The 23024-nt window shown below is 46.6% G+C and carries 20 protein-coding genes and 1 tRNA gene; 5 read left to right on the top strand and 16 right to left on the bottom strand.

Going from position 1 to position 23024, the window contains the following annotated elements:
• Nucleotides 1-111: 111 nt before the first annotated feature.
• Together BM243_RS05590 and BM243_RS05585 are read left to right on the top strand one after the other, a co-directional pair.
• The gene (locus BM243_RS05590; RefSeq protein WP_074911228.1) at nt 112-1014 is read left to right on the top strand and encodes an ABC transporter ATP-binding protein; all 903 of its coding nucleotides are present in this window, start codon (nt 112-114) and stop codon (nt 1012-1014) included.
• A complete protein-coding gene (locus BM243_RS05585) occupies nt 1014-2258 on the top strand; it encodes an ABC transporter permease (protein ID WP_074911226.1) in 1245 nt (414 codons plus the stop codon). The genes BM243_RS05590 and BM243_RS05585 overlap by 1 nt, the downstream gene beginning before the upstream one ends.
• A 75-nt stretch (nt 2259-2333) precedes the next feature.
• Here BM243_RS05585 and BM243_RS05580 read toward each other — a convergent pair whose 3' ends face one another.
• The 5 genes from BM243_RS05580 to glsA all read right to left on the bottom strand — a co-directional run bounded on the left by BM243_RS05580 (nt 2334) and on the right by glsA (nt 8299).
• The gene (locus BM243_RS05580; protein ID WP_083422640.1) at nt 2334-2906 is read right to left on the bottom strand and encodes a lytic transglycosylase domain-containing protein; all 573 of its coding nucleotides are present in this window, start codon (nt 2904-2906) and stop codon (nt 2334-2336) included.
• On the bottom strand, nt 2878-3504 hold the full coding sequence (coaE, locus tag BM243_RS05575) for a dephospho-CoA kinase (RefSeq protein WP_074911224.1): 627 nt from the start codon (nt 3502-3504) through the stop codon (nt 2878-2880). The genes BM243_RS05580 and coaE overlap by 29 nt, the downstream gene beginning before the upstream one ends.
• Before the next feature lie 12 nt (nt 3505-3516).
• Nucleotides 3517-6141 carry a DNA polymerase I gene (gene polA / locus BM243_RS05570; protein WP_074911222.1) on the bottom strand — a complete coding sequence of 875 codons (2625 nt, stop codon included), beginning with the start codon at nt 6139-6141 and terminating at the stop codon, nt 3517-3519.
• A complete protein-coding gene (gene aroC / locus BM243_RS05565; RefSeq protein ID WP_074911536.1) occupies nt 6119-7264 on the bottom strand; it encodes a chorismate synthase in 1146 nt (381 codons plus the stop codon). Before aroC ends, polA begins: the two co-directional genes overlap by 23 nt.
• Nucleotides 7265-7381: 117 nt before the next feature.
• Nucleotides 7382-8299: a glutaminase A gene (gene glsA, locus BM243_RS05560; protein ID WP_074911221.1), complete on the bottom strand. Its 918-nt coding sequence runs from the start codon at nt 8297-8299 to the stop codon at nt 7382-7384.
• 161 nt (nt 8300-8460) lie between these two features.
• On the opposite strand from glsA, the gene BM243_RS05555 reads away from it, so the two are divergent.
• Nucleotides 8461-8547, top strand: a tRNA-Leu gene (locus BM243_RS05555).
• 92 nt (nt 8548-8639) lie between these two features.
• On the opposite strand, the gene BM243_RS05550 is transcribed toward BM243_RS05555, so the two are convergent.
• Both BM243_RS05550 and BM243_RS05545 read right to left on the bottom strand, forming a co-directional pair.
• Entirely contained in the window at nt 8640-9023 is a 384-nt protein-coding gene (locus BM243_RS05550; RefSeq protein WP_074911219.1) for a VOC family protein, read from the bottom strand.
• 20 nt (nt 9024-9043) lie between these two features.
• Nucleotides 9044-10948, bottom strand: a complete 1905-nt coding sequence (locus BM243_RS05545; protein WP_074911218.1) for a heavy metal translocating P-type ATPase — start codon at nt 10946-10948, stop codon at nt 9044-9046.
• A gap of 250 nt (nt 10949-11198) precedes the next feature.
• Between BM243_RS05545 and BM243_RS05540 the strand changes: the two genes are divergently transcribed.
• Nucleotides 11199-12026, top strand: coding sequence for a phosphatase PAP2 family protein (locus tag BM243_RS05540; RefSeq protein WP_074911216.1), 828 nt, complete (start codon nt 11199-11201; stop codon nt 12024-12026).
• A 206-nt stretch (nt 12027-12232) separates the two neighbouring features.
• Complete coding sequence (abc-f, locus tag BM243_RS05535) at nt 12233-13876, top strand: ribosomal protection-like ABC-F family protein (RefSeq protein WP_074911214.1); 1644 nt, start codon at nt 12233-12235, stop codon at nt 13874-13876.
• A 77-nt stretch (nt 13877-13953) separates the two neighbouring features.
• On the opposite strand, the gene BM243_RS05530 is transcribed toward abc-f, so the two are convergent.
• The 9 genes from BM243_RS05530 to BM243_RS05490 form a co-directional block, all read right to left on the bottom strand.
• Nucleotides 13954-15213: a PTS ascorbate transporter subunit IIC gene (locus BM243_RS05530; protein WP_074911212.1), complete on the bottom strand. Its 1260-nt coding sequence runs from the start codon at nt 15211-15213 to the stop codon at nt 13954-13956.
• Nucleotides 15214-15244: 31 nt separating this feature from the next.
• Nucleotides 15245-15532, bottom strand: a complete 288-nt coding sequence (locus tag BM243_RS05525; RefSeq protein WP_074911211.1) for a PTS sugar transporter subunit IIB — start codon at nt 15530-15532, stop codon at nt 15245-15247.
• Nucleotides 15533-15555: 23 nt separating this feature from the next.
• Nucleotides 15556-15996 (bottom strand): PTS sugar transporter subunit IIA, encoded by a 441-nt coding sequence (locus BM243_RS05520; RefSeq protein WP_074911209.1) that lies wholly within the window; start codon nt 15994-15996, stop codon nt 15556-15558.
• Between the two features lie 136 nt (nt 15997-16132).
• Nucleotides 16133-17062 (bottom strand): transketolase family protein, encoded by a 930-nt coding sequence (locus BM243_RS05515; RefSeq protein ID WP_074911208.1) that lies wholly within the window; start codon nt 17060-17062, stop codon nt 16133-16135.
• A complete protein-coding gene (locus tag BM243_RS05510; RefSeq protein ID WP_074911206.1) occupies nt 17053-17898 on the bottom strand; it encodes a transketolase in 846 nt (281 codons plus the stop codon). The genes BM243_RS05515 and BM243_RS05510 overlap by 10 nt, the downstream gene beginning before the upstream one ends.
• A 17-nt stretch (nt 17899-17915) precedes the next feature.
• Nucleotides 17916-20021, bottom strand: coding sequence for a BglG family transcription antiterminator (locus BM243_RS05505; protein ID WP_074911205.1), 2106 nt, complete (start codon nt 20019-20021; stop codon nt 17916-17918).
• Between the two features lie 251 nt (nt 20022-20272).
• Nucleotides 20273-20656, bottom strand: coding sequence for a hypothetical protein (locus tag BM243_RS05500; RefSeq protein WP_074911203.1), 384 nt, complete (start codon nt 20654-20656; stop codon nt 20273-20275).
• A 102-nt stretch (nt 20657-20758) separates the two neighbouring features.
• Nucleotides 20759-21097: a hypothetical protein gene (locus tag BM243_RS05495; protein ID WP_074911201.1), complete on the bottom strand. Its 339-nt coding sequence runs from the start codon at nt 21095-21097 to the stop codon at nt 20759-20761.
• A gap of 131 nt (nt 21098-21228) precedes the next feature.
• Nucleotides 21229-23010, bottom strand: a complete 1782-nt coding sequence (locus BM243_RS05490) for an alpha-amylase family glycosyl hydrolase (protein WP_074911200.1) — start codon at nt 23008-23010, stop codon at nt 21229-21231.
• Nucleotides 23011-23024 lie beyond the last annotated feature (14 nt).

Below are 23024 nucleotides of genomic sequence, written 5' to 3'. Positions count from 1 at the left end.
GTCTTCTATCAATAGAAGAGAGCGACCTTCCACATGCATGAATTTGACATTCTCATATCCATGGTATATATTGTTAACAGTATCACAAATCGAAATAAATGAGGTGACAGTATGAAACTGGAAATCAGGAATATACACAAAAGCTTTTCCGGTCAGAAAATCCTGAAGGATATCTCCTTTCAGGTGGAAAGCGGCAAAGCCATGGGATTCTTAGGCAGAAACGGTGCAGGTAAAACCACCACCCTGCGCGCGCTCATGGGCGTCTTCAAGCAGGACGCCGGTGAATTTCTCATGGACGGCAAAATTTTCAATCCAGACGACTATAAAGTAGGCTATCTTCCAGAAGAACGGGGCATGTATCCCAAAGAGGAAATCGGCCACCAGCTCCGCTACTTCGGTATGCTGAGAGGCGGAGAGAAGAAAGAAATCGAGGCGAACATCGACTACTGGCTGGGCAGAGTAGACCTTCTGGAATACAAGAAGAAAAAGCTCGAGACTCTTTCCAAAGGAAACCAGCAGAAGATCCAGATTGTGGAAGCCCTTGTGAACAACCCCGACATCGTCATTCTGGATGAGCCTTTCAGCGGACTGGACCCGGTGAACTCCATGGTGCTGAAAGACATCATTCTGGAGCTCATCAAGAAAAAGAAGCTGGTGATCTTCTCCAGCCATCAGATGTCCTATGTGGAAGAGTTCTGTGATGAGATTACCCTCATCAACAAAGGAGAGATTGTTCTCCACGGCAGCCTTCAGAAAATCAAAGAAGAACGTGGAAAAGACAGACTGAGGCTGAAAACCTCCGCGTCAGAAGACACTTTGTATTCTGTCCTTTCTCCCCACGGACTGAAGGATCTCAAAAAGGATAAGCTTTCCTATATCCTCCACATGGCAGAAAACACAGAATCCGATGCCATCCTCAGACCCCTTCTGGACAGCAATGTGGAGATCGAGAGCTTCTCTCCCTATTACCCCACCCTCACAGACATATTTGTGGAAACGGCAGGTGAAAAATAATGAAGAATCTAATGACCGTCTTTCAGTTTGAGTTTCGAGGACTTCTCAAAAAGAAATCCTTCGTGATCACGACTCTGATTGTTTGTCTTCTTGCCCTCATCGGCACATCCGTGCCCACCATCATGAAGGCCTTTGAAGGTGAAGATACGCCCGTTGAAGAGCCAGGAGAAGACCTGGGCACCCTTGGGATCGTCATTGAAAACAGCGCCTTGGAAGAAGATGTGCTGAAAGAAAGGCTTCCCGGCTTTACCCTGGAGTTTTTTAACTCCAGAGAAGACCTTCAGGAAAAGGTCCTGGACGGCACCATGGACAGCGGCTACATCGTCACCTCCCCTTCTTCTTATACCGCTGTGGTAAAAAATGTATCCATGTTCACCGGTGGGGATTTCCTCTTTGATGAGGTGCTGAGAAGCTATAACGAGGACCTGGCTTTGGAAAAAGAAGGCTACAACCCTTCTGAAGTCAAAGAGATCCTCCAAGGCATCAGCATCGAACGTGCAGAAGAGGTCCTTGGAAAGGATTCTCAAAACAACTACTATGTGGTGTATGCCCTCATCATTGTGCTCTTTATGATTGTCATGTTCTACGGAAACAATGTGGCTACTTTGGTGGCCCGAGAAAAAAGCGACCGCACCATGGAAATCCTTGTGACCAGCACTCACCCAAACAGCCTGATCATTGGTAAGGTCCTGGCATCTGGTCTTGCAGGCATTCTCCAGGCGGGTCTCATCGCACTTTCCCTTTTTGGCGGCTATCTTCTGAACAGAGGAAACTACAGTCCGGAGATCCAGGAATTTTTGAAGCTCAGCATCGATCCGAAGCTCCTTCTGGTCTTCCTGTTCTTCGGCACCACCGGGTATTTCCTGCTGCTGTTCCTCTACGCCAGCATTGGTGCACTGGTGTCCAAAGTGGAGGATGTGCCCTCGGCAACGACCCTTGTCACCATGTTCTCCATGGCGGCCTACTTCATCTCCCTCTTCACCTTGAACTTCCCGGAGAGCCTGGTGCTGAAAGTAGCCTCCTATGTGCCCTTCACTTCTTTCATGGCCATGTTTGTGCGCTATGCCATCAACAGCATCTCCTATCTGGAGCTTGCACTGTCCTATGGCATCCTCTTAGGAACCACCGCAGCCATTGCGCTGCTCAGCGTGAAGATTTACCGCTATGGTACGCTGAACTACGGAAACAGCGGCAATACCATCAAACTCATCCGCACCGCGCTGAAGGAAAGTAAAGAAGCATAAAGTATTTAGAAACAAAAAAAACTGTAAAAACCCCCAGAAGACATCATTCGTGAGTCTTCTGGGGGTTTAAAGTTTCTAGAAGTCTTTATAGAAATATAGGATCCGGTAGATGCTCTCCCGAAAGGTCACGCGCTCCACATAATTTCTCGTCTCCTCAAAAGGAATGCTGTGAAGAAGATCTCCACTTCCTACCGTGCTGTCATTAAGCCATCCTTTGACTCGGTTGGGCCCTGCATTATAGGCCGCAAGCCTGGTCTCTTTCACAGGAAAACTCTCTTCCAGATAGGACAGGTAGTAGATGCCCATACGGATGTTCACTTCCGGCACATAGAGCATGCTCTCCTCATAGTCCTCCATCTGAAGCCTCTTGGCTATAAAATCACCGGTCTCCGGCGTAATCTGCATGAGTCCCATGGCCCCAGCAGGAGATATGGCCGTAGTCTGGAACCTCGATTCTGTATGGATCAGGCCATACACAAGATAGGGGTCCACCCCATACTCTTCTGCGTACTTCTCAATGAGATCCTCATGCTCCAGAGGAAACAGTCTGCCGTAGAGCACATTCCCTGAAAAGAACAGGAAACCTGCCAAAAGGAGAAGGAGAAACATCACTCCGCCTTTATTTTTCTTCTTTTTTCTTTTTTTCAATCTCTTGTCCCTTGATTTCTCCAAAGCCCAATGACTTCAGAATCTCATTGATCTGCTGATACGTTTCTTCTCTGCTCCCGCTGTTGTCCACCACATGATTGGCTCTTCTCCTCTTCTCTTCCAAAGGCATCTGACTTTGGATTCTTGAAACAGCCTCCGAAACTGTCAGAGGATCCCGCTGAAGAAGCCTCTTAATCTGCACTTCATAGGGAACAAAGACCGTCACGGTGACATCCACATCCTGATCCAGTCCTTCCTCGAAAAGAAGAGCGGCATCGAGCACCACAAAACTTCCCTTGGCTTTCTTCAGCCTTTTTCTTGCTTCCTCAATAATCTTCGGCATGATGACATCAAGATAGGCTTTCTTTTTCTTCTCATCCTGAAAGATGATTCTGCCCAAGGCTCTTCTGTCCAGCTGGCCTTCCAGAAAAATGAGGTCGCCATAAGTATCCTTCAGATACGCAAGGATCTCCGGATAAAGCACCAGAACTTCTCTTGCTAGAAGATCCCCGTCAATGATTTCGATACCTAAAGAGGCCAGATAGAGGGACACGGTGCTTTTACCCGAAGCAATGCCTCCTGTCAGTCCAATTCTCATAAAAATGCCCTCTTAACAGTCGAACCAGGTTTCGCCCACGGATTCCTCCGCAGAAAGCTTCACCTTCAAGGTCACTGCCTGTTCCATTTCCTCTTTCAGAAGCGCCTTCACGGTCTCCAGCTCGCTCTTTTTGGTGTTTACAATGAGTTCGTCATGGACCTGAAGGATGAGCCTGGAATGAAGGTTCTTCTCCTTCAGCGCCTCATAGACCTTCACCATGGCCATTTTCATGATATCCGCCGCACTGCCCTGGATGGGGCTGTTCATAGCAAGGCGGACCCCTGCTGCCTGAACGATCTTGTTCCTCTCATGGATCTCTGGAATATAGCGCCTTCGGTTCATGATGGTCTTCACAAAGCCCTTTTCTCTCGCCTCTTCCACAATACCGTCCAGATAGTCTTTGACCTTGGGGTATCTGGAGAAGTAGATGTCCATATATTCCTTGGCTTCTTTTCTTGTGATGCCCAGATCTCCAGCCAGGCTGAAATCGCTCATGCCATAGATGATGCCGAAGTTCACAGCCTTGGCGCTGCTTCTTTCCTTGTAGGTCACCTCTTCCAGAGGAACCCCAAAGACTTCTGAAGCCGTTTTGGTATGGATGTCGATGCCTTCATTATAGGCCTCGATCATTTTTTCATCTCCTGATATATGGGCCAGCACTCTCAGCTCAATCTGGGAGTAGTCGCAGGACACCAGCACAGACTCCTCATCATGGGGGATGAAGACCTTTCTCACGGCTCTGCCCATCTCATGTTTGATGGGGATGTTCTGAAGATTTGGCTCTGTGCTGGACAGTCTTCCGGTGGTGGCCAAAGTCTGATTGAAGGTGGAGTGGATCCTGCCGTCCTCATCAATGGCGGATTTCAGCCCTACAATGTAGGTGCTGAAAATCTTCGTCACCGTCCGGTACTGCATGATTTTTTCCACAATCTCATGTTTGTCTTTCAATGCTTCCAGAACTTCCACATTGGTGGAGTATCCGGTCTTGGTCTTCTTGATCACAGGAAGGTCCAGTTTTTCAAAAAGAATCACACCCAGCTGCTTCGGCGAGTTGATGTTGAAGGATTCTCCCGCCAGCTCATAAATTTCCGCTTCCAGGGCATCGATGTCTTTTTTAAAGGTCACATTCATCTCATCAAGAAGCTTCTCATCCACATGGAACCCTTCGATCTCCATATCCGCAAGGATGGACGTCAGCGGCAGCTCCACTTCATAAAAGAGCGGCAGAAGCTCTGTTTCTTCCATTTCCTTGTACTGCTTCTCATACAGTTCATAAAGCCTTCTGCCAAGGAAAATCTCTTTGTCTGTCCCTTCCGGTACCCGAATGTCTGGAAGAACCTTCAGCATCAGATCCTGAAGCTGAAGCTTCCCATCGGCAGGCTCCAGGAGATACGCCGCAAGGTTCGCATCAAAATGAATGCCCGCAACTAGAATGCCCAGTCTTCTTAAAACTGTAACTCCGTCTTTCATGTCAAAGGAGATTTTCTTTACGCTCTCCTCTTCCAGTAGGTCCTTTAGAAGTGCCACAGCGGACTCCTCTTTGAAAAGCTCCTCTGTATGAAGATAGAGACTGGTCTCTTTGGAGGAAAGGACCATCCACTGCATGGTTCTTTCTGAGAGCTTGGCAGCATGGTGCACAGAAAAGAGCACCGACAGCGGATCCTCTCCCAGGGTCTTTTTCAGCTCTTTCAGACCGTCTTTCAGACCTTCCGCATCTTTCACCTCCACATAGGGAATCTTTTCCAGAGGCTCTTCCTCTTTCTTTTCCTCCGGTGTAATGGAGAGCTTTGAAAGGAGGCTCTTAAACTCCAGCTCCGAGAACATTTTCCGAAGCGCATTCTCGTCATATCCGTCATCACTTCTGAACTGCTCCAGATCCAGATCAATCTGCACATCCCGGATGATGGTGGCAAGGCGCTTGGAGAAGATGGCATCTTCCTGATACTCGATTAAATTCTCCCGGACTTTCTTCATGGTGACAGACTCCACATTCTCCAGAAGGTTTTCAATGGATCCGTATTCCTTGATGAGCTTGAAGGCTGTTTTTTCTCCAATGCCAGGCACGCCTTTGATGTTGTCTGAAGGATCTCCCATGAGCCCTTTCACGTCAATGAACTGGGTGGGGGTAATCTCAAACTCTTCCATGAACTTCTTCTCATCGTAGGTTTCGACAACACTGACACCTTTTTTGGTGATGACCACTTTGGTCTTCTCCGAAGCCAGCTGCAGCGTATCCTTATCTCCAGAAAGCACATAGACTTCATCCCCATCTTCTTCTGCGAGTTTGGACAGGGTTCCGATGAGATCATCCGCCTCAAAACCGTCGATCTCCATGATGTCCACGGCCATGTAGCCGAGAATCTCTTTCAGAATGGGAAACTGGGTAGCCAGCTCTTCGGGCATTCTCTTTCTTCCCGCTTTATAGGCGTCATACTCCAGGTGCCGGAAGGTGGGTGCTTTTCTATCAAAAGCACAGACCACATAGTCCGGATTGAGATCTCCCCGGATCTTCATCATCATATTGATGAATCCGTAAATGGCTCCAGTATGCTGTCCCTTGGAGGTCATAAAGTTCGGGTTCGCATAAAAGGCACGGTTCATGATGCTGTTGCCGTCAATAATCAGTAGTCTTTTCATAAATTTCTCCTATTCTTATCTTTCTCACTTCAATGGCCGCAAGAAGCTCCTCTTTGTTGTCCCTGGAGAAAGTGTTCAGTATTTCTTTTAAAAGCTCAAAGGCCAGCACATGCTCCACCACTATGGAAAGCGGCACCACCGCTGTCACATCGCTTCTCTCATACCTGGAGTCAGAGTTCTTCCTGGTCTTGAGATCAATGGATGGGAGCTTCAGAAGAAGGCTTGGAATGGGCTTCATATAGCAGTAGACTTCCAGCTGCTCTCCGTTGGAGATGCCCCCCTCAATGCCTCCGGCATGGTTGGAGGTGCGGACGATCTTCCCATCCTCATAGGTGATGCCGTCATGGTACATGGCCCCTGTGGCGATGTAGAAGGGATTGCCTATGGATACCTGCTTGACGCCCTGTATGGACATGAGCGCGCCAGAGAGGATCCCATCCAGTCTTCTGTCATAATGCATGAAGGACCCGAGGCCTTTCATGACCCCCTCACAGGAAGCGTAGACCCATCCACCTAAGGAATCGCCGTTTTTCTTGGCGGAGTCCACCAAAGCCATGAACTCCTCCTGATGCCGCAGGACCCTCATGGGACTCTTCTCTATGAGATCATAAAGGCCATCGTCAAAGAGGTCGCAGAAGGTGTCATTGAGCCCATAGAGGGTCTGGACCTTGGACCGGATTGTAACGCCAAGTTCTTTCAGCACTTCCTTACAGACAGCGCCCACAGCCGTTCTAATGGCGGTTTCTCTGGCGGAGCTTCTTTCAATGCTGTTTCTCAGGTTTCCTGTGGCATATTTGTATTCTCCAGTAAGATCCGCATGCCCCGGTCTTGGTATGGAGACAAAGGTTTCTTCTTGGGACTTCAGACGCCAGTTCTCATAGTCTCTGTTCTGAATGAGAAGGGTCATGGGTGCACCTGTGGTTTTACCCTCTGACAGACCTGAGATGATCTCCACAGAGTCCTTCTCAATCTTCATGCGGCCTCCGCGGCCATACCCCTTCTGCCTTCTCTCCAGTTCTTTATTGATGTTCTCTATATTCACGGGAAAATTGGCTGGAAGGCCTTCCAGCACGGCGCAAAGTCCTCTTCCGTGGGATTCTCCCGCATCAAGAAATCGTAGCATCAGATCACCTCTTCTTTCAGTGTTTCTATCTTCCATTATAGCCTAGATAAGGGCATAAAAAATAGGAATCTTCCGAAAAGATTCCTAATAAACTGTGAGTTTTTGAGTAAAATATCTTTAAAATATGGTGAAATCTAAATCCTTGGAAAGACTGATGAGCATCTCAATACCTGCAATGGAGTTTCCTTTTTTGTCCAAAGCTGGTCCAAAAACACCCACGCCATAGCGGCCTGGCACTGCTCCGAGAACACCGCCGCCCACACCGGACTTTGCAGGAATCCCGCAGGCTACGGCAAACTCGCCGGAAGCATCATACATGCCACAAGTGGTCATGATGGTTTTGACGATCCTTGCATGCTCTTTCTTCACCACACGTTCTTTGGTGATGGGATGAATGCCATTGGAGGCAAGCACTGCACCAATACAGGCAATGTCCACACAGTTTCCAAGGATGGAGCACTGCATGAAATAAAGATCCAGAATATCCTCCACATCCCCTTTCATGATGCCAGTGCTTTTCATGAAGTAGGCGAGGCTTCTGTTCCGATGCCCTGTCTCTTTCTCGGACAGGTACACTTCCTGGTCAAATCGTACTTCTTCTTTTCCCATGAGCTTTCCAGAAAATTCCAGGATCCTTCTGATCTTCTCTTCCTTGGTTTCTCCTTTAATAAGAGAGGTCACCACCATGGCTCCTGCGTTGATCATGGGATTAAAGGGCTTCTCCGGGTTTTTCACCTCAAAGGACATGATGGAGTTGAAAGGATCTCCTGTGGGCTCCATGTGCACATGGGTGAAGACTTTTTCCTTCCCCAGGTCCTCCAGCGCAAGAAGCAGTGTGATCACCTTGGTGATGCTCTGCAGTGTGAAGTTCTTTTCCGCTTGGCCCCTTGTATACATATGTCCATCCAGATCCATCAGAGCAAACCCCACATCAGAGACGCTTCCTTTGGCCAGTTCCGGTATATAGGTTGCTACCTGCCCCAGAGGCGCCACATCTACTCCCTTTTGAAGTGCCTTATCCAAAAATATATCCATAAATCTATTTCCCCCCTGCGCTTTATCTCCTCTATAGTAGCACGAGAACCCTTCTTTTTGAATCCCTTGAAAGTGACCTGACAGGCCGTTTTTCTTTTTTCTGCCCCTTGATTTTCTGAAGTCTTCTGTGGTATCATCTTTAAGTAAGTTAAATTACCTATGCCGGTGTGATGGAATTGGCAGACGTGCGGGACTCAAAATCCCGTGGTAGTGATACCGTGCCGGTTCGACCCCGGCCACCGGCACCATCAACGAGAAAAACTCCAGAGCTGTATGCTTTGGAGTTTTTTCTTTGTGCTATTTCTTTAAGCCAATCACGAACTTCCTTATTTCATCTTTCTTACTCGGTGATTTCAATCTGAATTCTTTCAGGCCCTAGAATGAGACTCTCATAATATCCATCCCCCGTAATCCTGGGACCACTTAGGACTTCATAGCCCCCTTTTCTCAAGGTTTCTGTCAATACATCCACCTTTTCTTTTGACCCCACACTGAAGGCAAGATGGATGAACCCTGTTCTTAGAAGAGCATCCCCAGTCTTCTCCATTTGAGGCTTGTTCATGATTTCCAGCCTCGCGCCTTCCTGAAAGGAAAGAAAGTATGAGGTAAACCCCGTTTTGGGATTATGGTACAGTTCATTGGAAGAGGCTTCAAAATACTTCATAAAGAAGCTTCTCATCCTCTCCAGATCTTCTGTATAAAGAGCTGCATGTTCAATCTTCATAGTAGTCTCCTTCTACAACATCAGTTTTTCAAAAGCCTCAGTCCGTTAAGGATCACAAGGAGGGTGCTTCCTTCATGGAACACCACCCCGATGGGGAGATTCACCTGCTGCAGAAAATTGGACGCGATGAGCGTCAGGATCACCAGTACGGAAAAAAGCATATTCTGCTTCACAATGCGGTTCATCCTCTTGGAAAGTCTTACAGTATCCGCAATTCTAGGAAGATAATTTTTCATCAGCACCACATCCGCCGTTTCCATGGCTACATCACTGCCTTCCCCCATGGAGATGCCTACCGTGGCGGTGGCTAGAGCTGGTGCATCATTGATGCCGTCTCCCACCATGGCCACTTTCCCCAAAGTCTCTTCCAATCTTTTGATTTCATCGGCTTTCTTCTCTGGCAGGCATCCTGCCACATAGACATCAATACCCGTTTCTCTGGCAATGGCTTCTGCTGTCTTCTCATGGTCCCCTGTAAGCATGACGCTCTTGATGCCAAGTTTATGAAGCGCTTCCACGGCAAGGATTGCATCTTCCCGCACCACGTCTTTCAGTGCAATGATCCCTAAAAACTCCTTCTCATCTCTCACATAGATGACGGTCTTTCCCTCATGAGCCAGTTTATCCACGGTGTCCAGCATAAAGGGTTTTCCCTGTTCTCCATCCACAAAGGCTCTATTTCCCATTTTATAGAGCATTCCATCCATTCTGGCTTTGACACCAAATCCTGCAATGTCTTCCATTTCCGAGATGACCCCTTCAAAGGTTTTCTCCGTCTCTTTCTTCACATAACTTACCACCGCACCTGCAAGAGGATGGGTGGAATATCTTTCGATATCTCCAATCTTCACAAGAAAGTCTTCCCGGTCCACATGGCTGCAAAGAACCACATCCGTCACTTCCGGCTTTCCTTTGGTGAGGGTTCCTGTTTTGTCAAAGGCCACAGCCTTGATTTTTGATAGATTCTCCAGATGGACGCCTCCTTTGAAGAGGATACCATTTTTGGCCCCATTGGCTATGGCTGCAAGGGTCGCTGGCGTCACAGAGGCCACCAGAGCGCAAGGAGAGGCTACAACAAGCAGCACCATGGCTCTATAGAAAGACTCCTCAAAGGTCCACTGTAAGAGAACTCTTGGCAGAAACATCATGAGAACCACCGAAATCAGCACCACAGACACATAAGGCCCTTCATACTTTTCAATGGTCTGCTGGGAAGGAGACTTCTCACTCTGGGCATTTTGCACCAAGGCAATGATCTTACTGAACAGAGTTTCATCACTGGCTTTGGTCATCTCAATCTTAAGACTTCCCCGCAGATTGACAGTACTTGCATAAACCTCATCCCCAGGTCCTCTCGTCACTGGAATAGACTCTCCTGTGATGGCAGCTTCATCGATGGCACTGACACCTTCTATGATTTTTCCATCGGTTGGAATCCTTTCGCCGGGTTTCACAAGAAGCAGATCTCCTACACGGAGCATCTTCACAGAAACCGTCTCCTCCATATCATCTAAAATCCTCACAGCTTCTTCTGGCTGAAGGTTCATCAGAGCTGAAATCTCCTTATGGCTTTTGTTCATGGTATAGGTTTCTAAGGCACCACTGAGGCCAAAGATGAAGATGAGGATCGCCCCTTCCATCCAGTAGCCAATGACGGCTGAGCCTATGGCAGCCAAAATCATCAAAAGCTCCACATTAAGCCTTCTTTGCTTAAAGGTCTCAAAGAACCCCTCTTTTGCTTTATAATATCCTCCAATGGCATAGGCCAGGATGAAGATCACAGGAATGGCTCGTGATTCTTCTTTGGCAGTTAAAAGATACCACCCCAGAAGAATCAGCACACCACTGACTGCTGCATTGATCAGTTCCAGATGAGGTCTTATTTTACTCATAAAATCTTTATTTTCCGTTACCACACCGTCCATTTTTCTTTCCCCTTTCTTCCTGCCTGAATTCCCCGAAATGGCAGGGCATTTGTTCTTACCTTCATCATACTCTAGAAATAATTATCTGTAAATAGAATTGTTATAATTTAATATTCATTCTTATTAAATGAGAGCGACATTCATTCTCATTGATTCTCATTGAGAAACAATGGGAAATTCATGACTGTTGAAAACTTCTGAAGAACCGCTACAATAGAGGTAAACTCTAAAAAATACTGGAGGAAATGACATGGAACTGGATCTCATCCGCGCAGTGCAAAGTATACATACACCTTTTCTGGATGCCTTCTTTGAGGGCATCACCATCTTTGGAGAGGAGCTGTTTATGGTGCCGCTTCTGGCCATCATCTACTGGACGATCAATAAGAAATTCGGAGAAACCCTCGCTTATACCGTGTTCACAAGTCTTCTTCTGAACAATACCCTGAAAGAGATGTTCTCCTTTGAACGCCCCATTGGTGAAGAAGGCATCCGAACCCTTCGTCCTGAAACTGCCACGGGAAAATCCTTTCCCAGCGGCCACAGTCAAAATGGCGCTGCCACAGGCGGAGCCTTTATGATAGAGTTTAAAAAGAAGTGGCTCACCTTCCTCCTTGGTGTGCTGATCTTTCTCATTGGGCTCTCCAGAATCTACCTGGGCGTTCATTACCCGAAAGATGCTGTGGTGGGTATTCTTCTAGGACTCCTTACCGCTTTTCTCTGTGCAAGGCTTCTGAAAAAGATACAGCCGGAGGTGCTCTATACCTTCACTTTTCTTCTCTTTATCCCCGCTCTTTTCTTTGCAGGGTCTGAGGACTTTATCAAAAGTTTTGGCTCCTATGCCGGTTTTTTCCTGGGTATCCTTCTAGAAAAGAACTATGTGCAGTTTGAGGTAAAGGGCACACTTTTGAAGAAAGTTCTTCGAGTGCTGATTGGGATTCTTCTCATTCTCCTCATCAAAGAAGGCCTGGGGGCAGTATTCCCAGAGGAAGCTCTTTATGATCTTCTCCGCTACTTCCTGGTGACCTTCACCGCCATATTCCTCTATCCTCTCTTTTTCAAGAAATTCAATCTATAGATAGAATCCCGCAGGACAGAAGACTACATTCTTCTTATCCTACGGGATTTTTCTCTATTTTCTTGAGATTACAGCGTCTTTGCCGTATACTGAAAAAAAACATGGAGGTATGAACAAATGTGGATGACAACAGCGATCACAGATAAAACCAAATAATTCTGCCTCCCCATGCTTTGGGCAGGCAGAAAATAGACGAGGTGATTTTTTTGCTCAAAGCGCAATTAAAAACTGTGACCCTGAACTTTCCAGCCAAGGACCTTTTTCATAACATCTCCTTGGAGATCCACGACAAAGACCGCATTGGCATTTTAGGAAGAAACGGGTCCGGAAAAACAACGATCTTCAAGATCCTTCTGGGGGATCTTTCTCCAGAAAAAGGCTACGGGAAGATTCTTGTCCCCTATGGCCATCTCCATCAGCAGTCGGCTTTAGAGGAATCCACGCTGAAAAAACTGCTCGAAGAATCCCAAAGCTACGACAAGAGAGTCCTGAAACTCATGGATGCCTTCAGAATGAAGGAGCTGCTGCATACTCCATTTCAGCACATGAGTGGTGGCGAAAAGACAAAACTCGCCTTCATCCATGCCATCAAAGAGCTTCCTCCTCTGCTGCTTCTGGATGAACCTACAAACTTTCTGGATGTGGAAAGCATCAAAGCCCTGGAGGAATTTCTGAAAGAGTACGATGGTGCGGTGCTTCTCATCTCCCATGACCGGGAGTTTCTCGATCATAGTGTCTCTAAGATCTATCATCTGGAAAAAGGAAAGCTCAAAAAATATACCGGAAATTATACCGCTTTCAAGAAAAAGCGGGACGAAGACATGGCCCGTGAGAACATGGAATATGTGGAATACACCAGAAAGAAAAAAGCTCTGGAAGCTGCAGCCCAAGGAATCTCCCAAAAGGCGAACAAAATGGAGACCCTGTCTCAGAACGATTATCTTCGGGGAAGAAACAAACAGCTCCAGAAGAAAGCAAAGTCCATGCGAAAGCGCATCGAACTCTTGGAGGTGAAAGAAAAACCCACCTCGGAAAAAGAAGTGAAGCTGTCATTTCTCACTTCCGAGGAGAAAACACCCCCGGTGCTTCTTCGTGGGGAAGGTCTTGGAAAAGCCTTTGACCGGGTTCTTTTTCAGGACATCTCGTTAGAAATCAGGCGGGAGAATAAGATCGGACTTCTGGGCGAAAATGGGGCGGGTAAAACCACCTTGATGAAAATTCTTCTTGGTGAACTTTCTCATGAAGGAACGGTCACAGTCTCCCCATCGGTGAAGCTCGGGTATCTCTCTCAGGAGCTCACAGGCTTCAATGAGGAGGAAACACCACTGGAGCTTCTTCTTCCTCTGCACCCAGTAGAAAGTGACATACGAAATTTTCTGGGTGGACTGAAGATCAAAGGAGACTCTGTATTTCTTCCCATGAAGCACTTAAGCTATGGAGAGAAACTGAGGGTATCTCTTCTTCGGCTCCTTCTCACGAGATGCAACCTTCTCATCCTGGATGAGCCGACCAATTTTCTGGATCTGGAAACCAAAGAAGTCTTTGAGGAAGCCTTAAAAGACTATGAAGGCGCCATGCTTCTCATTACCCATGACCGCTATTTCATGAAGCAGGTGGCTAAAGAAATTTGGCATCTGAAAGATAAACAGCTCACACGGTTTCCAGGGACCCTCACAGAATATCTGGAAAGAGAGGAAAAGCCTAACGAGGAGGAAAACATTCTTCTTCTAAAAATGAGGCAGGCGGAGCTCTCCCATCGGATGCTGATGGCGAGGAAAGAAGAGCTCCGTACTCTTGAAGAAGAATTTTTCTCCCTGTCCAAAGTGATAAAATCGATGGAAAACAAGTAAGTAAACTGGATCATTTTCAATATGTACAAAAAGGTCCCCTTCAGTTTTATGAAGAGGACCTTTTCTTATGTTTTTTTCTAGTTGAACAGTCTTAAGATATTTCCAAGGATGATACCAACGATTCCAAAGTCAGCATCGCTGAATGTGGTATTAGCAAATCCGAGGTTTCCAAGTACTGGCATCAGCAGTACTGGCAGGAATGTGATCAGCAGTCCATTGGCAATAGATCCAAGAACAGCTCCTCTTCTTCCTCCTGTGGCGTTACCGAAGACACCTGCGGTAGCTCCTGTGAAGAAGTGAGGTACAACACCTGGAAGAATCACTGGCGCATCCAGTGCGATGAGGATAACCATACCAAGGATACCGCCCACAAAGCTGGAAAGGAATCCGATGATAACTGCGTTTGGCGCATATGGGAACACCACTGGGCAGTCCAGCGCTGGTTTTGCGTTTGGTACAATCTTGGTTGCAATTCCTTTAAAGGCAGGAACGATCTCTCCAAGAATGAGACGAACACCAGAAAGAATTACAAACACTCCACCAGCAAAGGTGATTGCTTTAAGCAGAGAGAAAATGATGAAGTTCTGTCCACCACTTAACTGACTCTGGACAAACTCAGGGCCTGCAGCCACTGCAACGACGAGGTACAGAATACCCATAGTGAGTGATATTGCGACAGAAGTATCTCTCATAAAAAGAAGCCATTTTGGAAAGTTCATTTCTTCAGTAGATTTGGACCCCTTACCTACTACTTTACCAACTTGAGCAGAGAGCCAATAGCCTAGGGCGCTGAAGTGTCCAAATCCAATCTCATCTGATCCTGTAATTTTTCGCATTGTTGGTTGAACAAGAGCCGGTGAGAGCACCATAACAAACCCTAGAATAATTGAACCACTTACAACAAGAGCAACTCCTTCTACACCTCCTGCCACAAGAATCGCAGCAATCATACAAGCCATGTAGAGTGTATGGTGTCCTGTCAGGAATATGTACTTCAGAGGGGTAAATCGAGCAATGATAATATTTGCTACCATACCAAAAGCCATAATAAGTGCGGTTTGTGTACCGTATTCCTGCAGTGCCTGAGCAACAATCGCCTCATTGTTCGGAACGATTCCAGCAATACCGAAGCCTTCCTGAAACATAATGCCAAACTGGTTCAGTGCGCCAACAACGATATCTGCACCACCACCAAGGACCAGAAAGCCCATGATGGTTTTGATGGTACCTTTGATGATTTCAGAAGCAGGCTTCTGAAGAGCGATAAGACCTACCATAGCAACTAAACCAACTAGTATTGCGGGGGTACTTAGAATGTCAAGTAAAAATTGAAGCATAATTACATCCTCCTTACAGTTAAAATCGCAGTTAAATCACATTAAGTTCTTTCAGTTTTGCTTCGAGCTTTGTTTCGAGCTCTTTCTTGTCCAGCATATTGTCGAGAGAAATCACCGGCTTTCCAATGGTTTCCAGTTCTGGTGCAATGTCTCTTGTGCCAATGTACAAATCCGCAAAGTATCCTTTTGCAGAGCCTAAGTCCGCATGATCCACAGATACGCTGGATGGTGCGCCAATAGCCTTAAGAGCCGCCTGCACATTCATTTCAATCATGAAGCTGGATCCCAGTCCACTTCCACAGCAAACAAGTATTTTCATTTTCGTTCCTCCTTTCCATTTTTTTATGAATGAAATAATGCCAGAACCTTTTGAAGGTCCTTCTCAAACTTCAGCGTGTGAAGCTTGGTATCTTCCATCAGAATGCCCATGAGCTCTCTGAGAAGTTCCAGATGAGATGTGTTGTCTGAAGCAGCCAGGGTAATCACAAGATAAACCGGGTCGTTGGTTTCATGGCCGAACTTCACACCTTCCAGAAGATTGACAATGCTCATTCCCATCTGAACCACGCCATTTTCAGGGCGTGCGTGGGATAAGACCACTCCTGGTGCGATGACCATATAGGGACCCAGCTCTTTGAAGTTCTCCAGAATCGCTTCTTCATAGCGTTCTTCAATATACCCCTTTTCCAGAAGAGGTTTTACCCCTTCATGAATCGCTTCTTTCCAGTCACTGGCTGATACGCCAGTACGGACAAAGTCTTTTGTTAATATTTTTTCAATCATAACTGATACCTTCCAATTTGTTAGATTTAAAGGTTTACATCTGTTGATATCAATATACTTGATTCGGATTTGAAATGTAACCTTCAATTGGTTCAGATTGCTTCCGCTGAAAATTGAACTTTTCAACTATTCAGATTTATTTCAGAAGATTTTTTGCTTCCTCTACAATTTTTTCCTTGTTGAGACCGTATTTTTCCATGAGGAATCTGGTTTTACCAACTTCTCCGAAGTGATCCTGAATGCCTATAGGGACAACGGAAACAGGACATTTTCTTGCGAGGACCTCTGTCACTGCACTGTAGAGCCCTCCATGGATGTTGTGGTTCTCCAGTGTCATCACTTTTCCGGTTTTCTTTGCACTCTGCACCACAATGTCCTCGTCCAGAGGTTTGATGCAGTGGATTGCAATGATTTCAGCGTCAATACCTTCAGCCTGAAGGATTTTATCCGCTTCCAACGCTTCATGCACCATCATTCCGGTGGCAATGAGAGTCAGATCTTTTCCTTCCTTGATGCATTTTCCTTTGAACAGGTCAAACTCATAGCTGTCATCAAAGACATCCGGCGTCTCCTTCCGGACCATTCTCACATAAACGACCCCTTTATAGTCATGAATCACAGGCAACGCTTTCTTCAGCTGCACCCCATCGATGAGGTCGAGGACCACTGTGCCTGGAATACTTCTCACAATACCGATATCTTCCAGGGACATATGGGTGCCACCGTTGGTCTGTGCGGTGACTCCGGCATCCGTGGCGATGATTTTGACATCCTGACGGGCATAGGAGCAGGATATGGCCAGCTGATCGGCAATTCTTCTGGAGGCAAATGCTGTGAATGTGACGATATAGGGCTTCATACCATAGGCTGACATCCCGGCAGCCATGCTCGCCATATTAGCTTCGCTGATGCCCACATCGATGGCGCGATCCGGATAAACCTTCCGAAGGCCGAAGGTGCCATTGGCTGTGGCAAGATCCGCATCCATGACCACAATCCGATCATCCGTTTTCATCATCTCTTGAAGTGTGTCTGCCAGTACTTTTCTCATTTCTGTTACAGCCATGTTCGATCGCTCCTTCCAAACAGTTCTACATTCGCTTCCTCAATTAGTTCTTTGGTCACGGGCATGCTGTGGTTTTTGAATCCCAGATCCTCAATAGACTTGACTCCTTTTCCTTTAACAGTGTTCAACACAATCATAGAGGGTTTGCCTTTCACTGTTTTTGCTTTATCCACCGTGGAGAAGATTTCCTCGTAGCAGTGTCCGTCGATGCTGTAGGTATCAAAACCGAAAGCTTCCCATTTCTTTTCCATGTTGCCCATATCCACTATATCTTCAAGGCTTCCATCCAGCTGCAGTTTGTTGTAGTCCATGAACACCACCAGGTTGTCCAGCTTGAAGTTTGCCGCTGCCAGAGCTGCTTCCCATACCTGTCCTTCTTGTGCTTCTCCATCTCCTACCATGCAGTAAACGGTCGCTCCATCTTCCTTCAGCTTGGACGCATAGGCCATTCCCACTGCACAGGAGATTCCCTGTCCCAGGGAGCCTGTGGTCATGTCCACCCCAGGAGTCCTATTCATATCTGCATGGCTGGGCAGATTGGTATTGGACTGGTTCAGGGTCAGGAGCATCTTTCTGTCAAAATAGCCCCGCTCCGCAAGCACTGCATACAGTCCTGGTCCTGCATGGCCTTTGGAAAGTACGAACCTGTCTCTATTCTCCATCTGGGGATTTTCAGGATCAATGTTCATGATTCCGTTATACAAAGCCACCATCACTTCCACTGAGGAAAAACTTCCACCCACATGTCCCTGTCCGGGAACCGCAATCTGCTCAAGAATCATCATTCTGATTTCTTTCGCTTTTTCTTCCAATATCCTGTAGTTTATTGTCTGCATCATATACCTCCAATTCCTTAATCAAGTTCTTTCATGATTTCTTTCTTGTGGTTTGCGTTCATAATAGTCCGTATCTTTTCTGGCTCTGAAAGGAGCAGAGAGAGATCCCTCAATGCCTGCAGATGGTTTACCCCGTCTGAGGTAGCAAAGGTGATAACCAGACGTACAGGATCATACTCCTGTTTCCCGAACCGGATCCCTTGCCTGAGGGTCATCAGTGAGTAGTCCGTTTTAATCACTCCTTGATCAATGTCTGTATGCAGAAGGACGATTCCTGGAGCGATGACCATATACGGTCCTAAGGTCCTCAGTTTCTCTTTGATGGACTCGCTGTAGGTCTTAAGAACAGACCCCTGGTTCTCCAGAATTCTGCAGCCTTCATCCACAGCTTCCTCCCAGGTTCTCACTGGAACGGAAACTCGTATATTGCTCTCTTTCAGGTACTCCCTCAAGTCCAGCCCTTCAGTATGATTTTTGCTCTTGATTTTATCCGCGAGAATCATCATCAGTTCCAGACTGAGCTGGTCTTTATTGTGGACCTCCGCATACTTTTGAATGATCTCCATGAGACTGTCCACCGAAAGATCCTGTTTTTGATGAATCAGGGTCTTTCGTTTCTGGAGTCTTCTGTCCAGCTTCTCGAAATCACCACGCATCAGCAGTGGATTGATGGTGATGTACTCATTGGTTTCCATCCCAGGGATGGGAATCGTTGATATAATGAGATCGTAGTGACTCCTAGGATATTTCTTCACGATTCTTGCCGTGATGGTGTCCACCACTTGAATCTGATAGACTTCCTTCAACTGAGACTTCAGCATGTTGGCTGTGCCGATTCCAGTACCACATACCAGAAGTACGCGATTGGGCTGAACTTCTTCTGTGGAGTTCTGGAGCGCTGCGCCAAAATGAAGCATAATATAGGAAATCTCATGATTGCTAATGGGCTTACCGATATACTCCTCCAGTACTCTGCACACATTTTTTGTATGCTGGAACAGCTCCCGGTATTGAATGAGAATATCATCATAGAGTGGATTCTCAATGGAGAGATTGAAACGGATACGGTTGATGGCTGGTCTCAAGTGCAGGAGAAGACCATCAAGAAGCTCTCCGAACTGATGAAACTTCACACTGTAGATGCTTTCCATGGCCAGAATCATCTTTTCCACCACCGATCTCAAGCCAGTTTCCTCCTCTGAGGTCAGAGAAGGTCCCTTGCTCACTTTAGCACCGATAAGATGCAGTACTATATAATTCACTTCCGTAGCCGGGATTTCAATATGGTAGTGGTCCTCAATCTTCCTAAGAATCTTTTGGGCCAGGTCAATCTCGTAGCTGTAGATGTGCTCATCAATGGGTGCATCAATGATAAGGATTTTCCGGTCCGTCTGAATTCTTTTGATCATGATGACCAGATGGGTGATCAGACTGCCATAGGCTGTATCGCTGAGCTCCACACCACTGTCCTCCTCCAGTTCCCGAATGAGCCTGTCCAGAAAGTCCATGTCCATGTCTGAGAACAACGTTTCAAACTGCAATGTGTTGCTTTTGGAATTTCCTTTTCCGGTGGAGATGTAATTTAGAATGTCCGAAACTGTCATGATTTCAGAATTTACTTTGGACAGCGCCAGTCTTTTGTCTTTCTCCCGGCCTTCCACATAGACGCCAATTCTTGGCTTTCTCACCAGGGTGAGACCGTAGCCTTCGAAGAACTCTTCCAACTCGTTCAGTTCCTTGATCACTGTGTTCTTGGAGATATCCAGTACAGACATGAAATAGGAAATATTGATTGGCTCCTCACTTTGAAGTAGCTCTGATTTGATGAACTTTTTCCGCTCCTCTGATGAAAACACATACTGATAGGGGGTAAAGGTGGTCTTGAATTTCTTCAAGTACTCCCGCAGCTTCTCGGAGGCTGACAACCGGATCCCCTCTCCATATTTTCGTTCCACCGCATCGAATCCTTTGGATTTCAGAAAATCTTCAATTTGAAGAATCCGGTTGCGGATGGTCTTTTCACTGACCTTGAAATGTTCACTCAATTGCGATAATTTAACATATTCATCGTCGTACTCCAGAAGAAAATTCAGGATTAGAATGCATTCATTGTTGAGTTCCATAGCCTCCCCCCTTTACTCTGATTTCATTATAGGATAAAATGTAAACCTTTTGTGTTCAAAATGGCACGATTACGGTTCATTTAATTTGGTAATTTTGAACCATTAGTCGTAAAAAAGCTATATACTTTAGATGGTGCTTCAGCTACAGTTCACTTTCTTTCTCAGAACAGAATTCCATCCTAATGAAAACTCACAAGTTCCTAAGATCATAAAAAATAGGGATTCATAATGAATCCCTATCAGCATCCTATTCACTTTTTAGGCTTAAGGTCTTTTTCTTTCGAAAACCTTTCCCACTTCTCTTCGACCATGACCACCACATAGTCCGTGTCTCCGGTCAACTTAGCGTATTTTGCCTCGGGGAAAGGAAAGTTGATTTCTCCCTCTTTTGTGGGTATCAGATGGGATGAAGTCAAAGAAGAAACAGTTCTTATGCTGCTTTCATCCACTTCAATGGACAAAATTTCTCCCGTGGAAAGATACAGTTCTCTGTCCACCATAATGGCAGGGCGCCTGTCCCATTGCACAGAAGAATCATTCGGTTCCTCATTTTCTAGAACCTTATTTTTCTCATCACATCCTATAATAAAGATTCCAAACATAATCGCTAACAGAAGTATAAAGAATTTTTTCATGAGCTTCCCCCTTCGCTACTTTTCATGCACTTCCTTTTCCTTCATTCTACAGGATACTCCAGGAGAAGCTATGACCTTTCGGTTACATTGATGCTTTCCAGATTATTTCGTCTGCAAGTTAAAGAGATTCATCTCGCCTATAATCTCCATGGTGCCAAAATACACAGCGACGAAGGAAACCAGCACTGCACCAATACAGAGGATGGACCTTTCCTTGTCCCTTAACAGTGCAAGAAGCCCCGTCACCAAAGAGATGATTGAAAACAGAAACGCCAGAAGTGTCATTACAGCAAGGTTCATATGATCAAAGAATCTTCCCTCCGGTTCCACCTCCATGTCCTGTCCAAGATACGCCACAACCACCATGAGAATCACCGCCATAATCATAAAGGTGATGGCATAGATCCCTGTCTTTGTGCTGGGGTAGAAGGTCAATTTCATTTCATTCTCCTCCTTCAAAATGACATCCCTTTTCTTTTATTATAGGCTTCCTGTTCTGCACTATAAAGAGCAGGAAAGAAGACCTGGACTCCTTTCACAAAAGGTTCACAGGTCTTCTCCATGAGCTGTTCTTACTCCACTTTTTCCACGGCTTCCAATAAGGAAAGCCCAACGTCATCCACCTGAAGGGTTACCTTTCCTTCCTTCACTTCATAAAGAGTTCCCGTGTAGGCGTCTCTCAGAGTCATCCCTTCTTTGAATGATGCTTGAAGATCCAGCTCCACTTCGCCCCCTGGTCCCTGATACACAAGGACCCGGTTAAAAACTCCATCTTTGTCGTAGGTTCTGGTGAAGACAAAAGGCTCCTTAGATAGCATCTCATGGGTGCCAGCCCCCACAGAAATATTCCGGTTCCGGAAGGTTCCAAGCTTCTTAAAATGCGCAAGCACCTCTTCATCCACACTGTCCCAGTTCATGGGAGACCTGGTCCCTTGGGTTCTGTCAGAACCGCCATCCCCCATGGGCCTTGCCGTCTCATCTCCATAGAAGATCTTCACAGCACCTGGCAGCAGAAGCAGCTTTGTAGCGCCTTCAATGAGCTTTTCTCTGGGGTACAGGGTGGTGTCATGCTGGGAAAGATAGCTGAGCACGTTGAAAGGATCTTCCCCATGGAGGGTCTTGGCGTAGTTCTCATACACTCCAGACATGGAGGAAGCTCTAAATGCTGGACCATCTTTTTTAAGCCCTTGGAAGGTGAAGTTGATCACCGCATCAAAGCCATGGTCAAAGTAGTAGTCTTTCAGGACTCCATGGCCCCAGACCTCTGCCATCATGAAGAAATCCTCCGTGAAGTCTGCTCCAGGTTTTTCCGGATTCTTCTCCCGCCAGGTTTCCAGCGCTTTCTGGGCTTCTTTCCCTAGATGATCCCACCTCTCGATTTCCACATGCTTTGCGGTATCCACGCGGAAACCATCTACCCCAAACTCCTCCACAAATGCTGTAAGCCATTTAGTGATGTAGGCATAGGGTGGAAGCCCAAGATCTTTTCTAAGCTCTTTGGACGCGGGGAGAATATAAGCCTCATATTCTTTGTCCGTTTCCATGGCCCATTTTCTCTCTAAAATCGGTGGAAGACCCAGATCCTCCTCCACTTCTGTCCTCACATCAGGAAGACCCGCCAAAGACAGGGTGATTTCAGATTCTCCTGGCTCCTCATACCCCGGCAGCCCCGCCCGGACCCAGTCGCCCCAATAATTCTCAAAGGAAGCTTCACTCTCGTAGTCCACGTAGTCACTGTAATCAAAGAAGTCCATCCCTTCTTTGACTTTATAGCCCTCTGGAAGGTTCACATTGCCATACCCGTAAGTCAGCATATCCGAAAGATTGGGGTACCCCACATGGTTCATCACCACATCCATGAGGATGCGGATCCCCTGGCTGTGCGCCGTATCCACAAAGGTCCTGAACTCTTCCACTGTACCGACATTTCTGTCCATCATGGTCCAGTCCAGGGCGTAATAACCATGGAAGCCGTAGTGGGCAAAATCCCCCCGCTCTCCTCCGCCGATATAGCCGTGAATCTGCTCATAAGGTGCGGTGATCCAGATGGCGTTGACCCCCAGATCCTCAAAGTACCCTTCCTCCAGCTTCTCTGTGAGTCCTTTGATGTCCCCACCATTGAAGGTGCCGATGCTCTTTCCAAGCTCATCGGGATTCTTTCGACCATAAGAATCATTGTTCTTTTCCTCTCCATCGAGGAACCGGTCTGTCATGGCAAAATATACCGTGGCATTTTCGTAGGCGAAGGCTCCTTCGCTGGAAGTTCTATAGATGGTCTCCTCTTTCTTGCAGGCGAAAAGCCCCAAAGAAAGGACAAAAACCAGTAGTATAGGGAGGAGTTTATATTTTTTCATTTATTTTTCTCCTT

Source organism: Proteiniclasticum ruminis (assembly GCF_900115135.1).
In the GTDB taxonomy this organism is placed as follows: domain Bacteria; phylum Bacillota; class Clostridia; order Clostridiales; family Clostridiaceae; genus Proteiniclasticum; species Proteiniclasticum ruminis_A.
The sequence above is the reverse complement of the archived record's forward strand: the minus strand, read 5'-3'. Positions and strand labels throughout refer to the sequence as shown.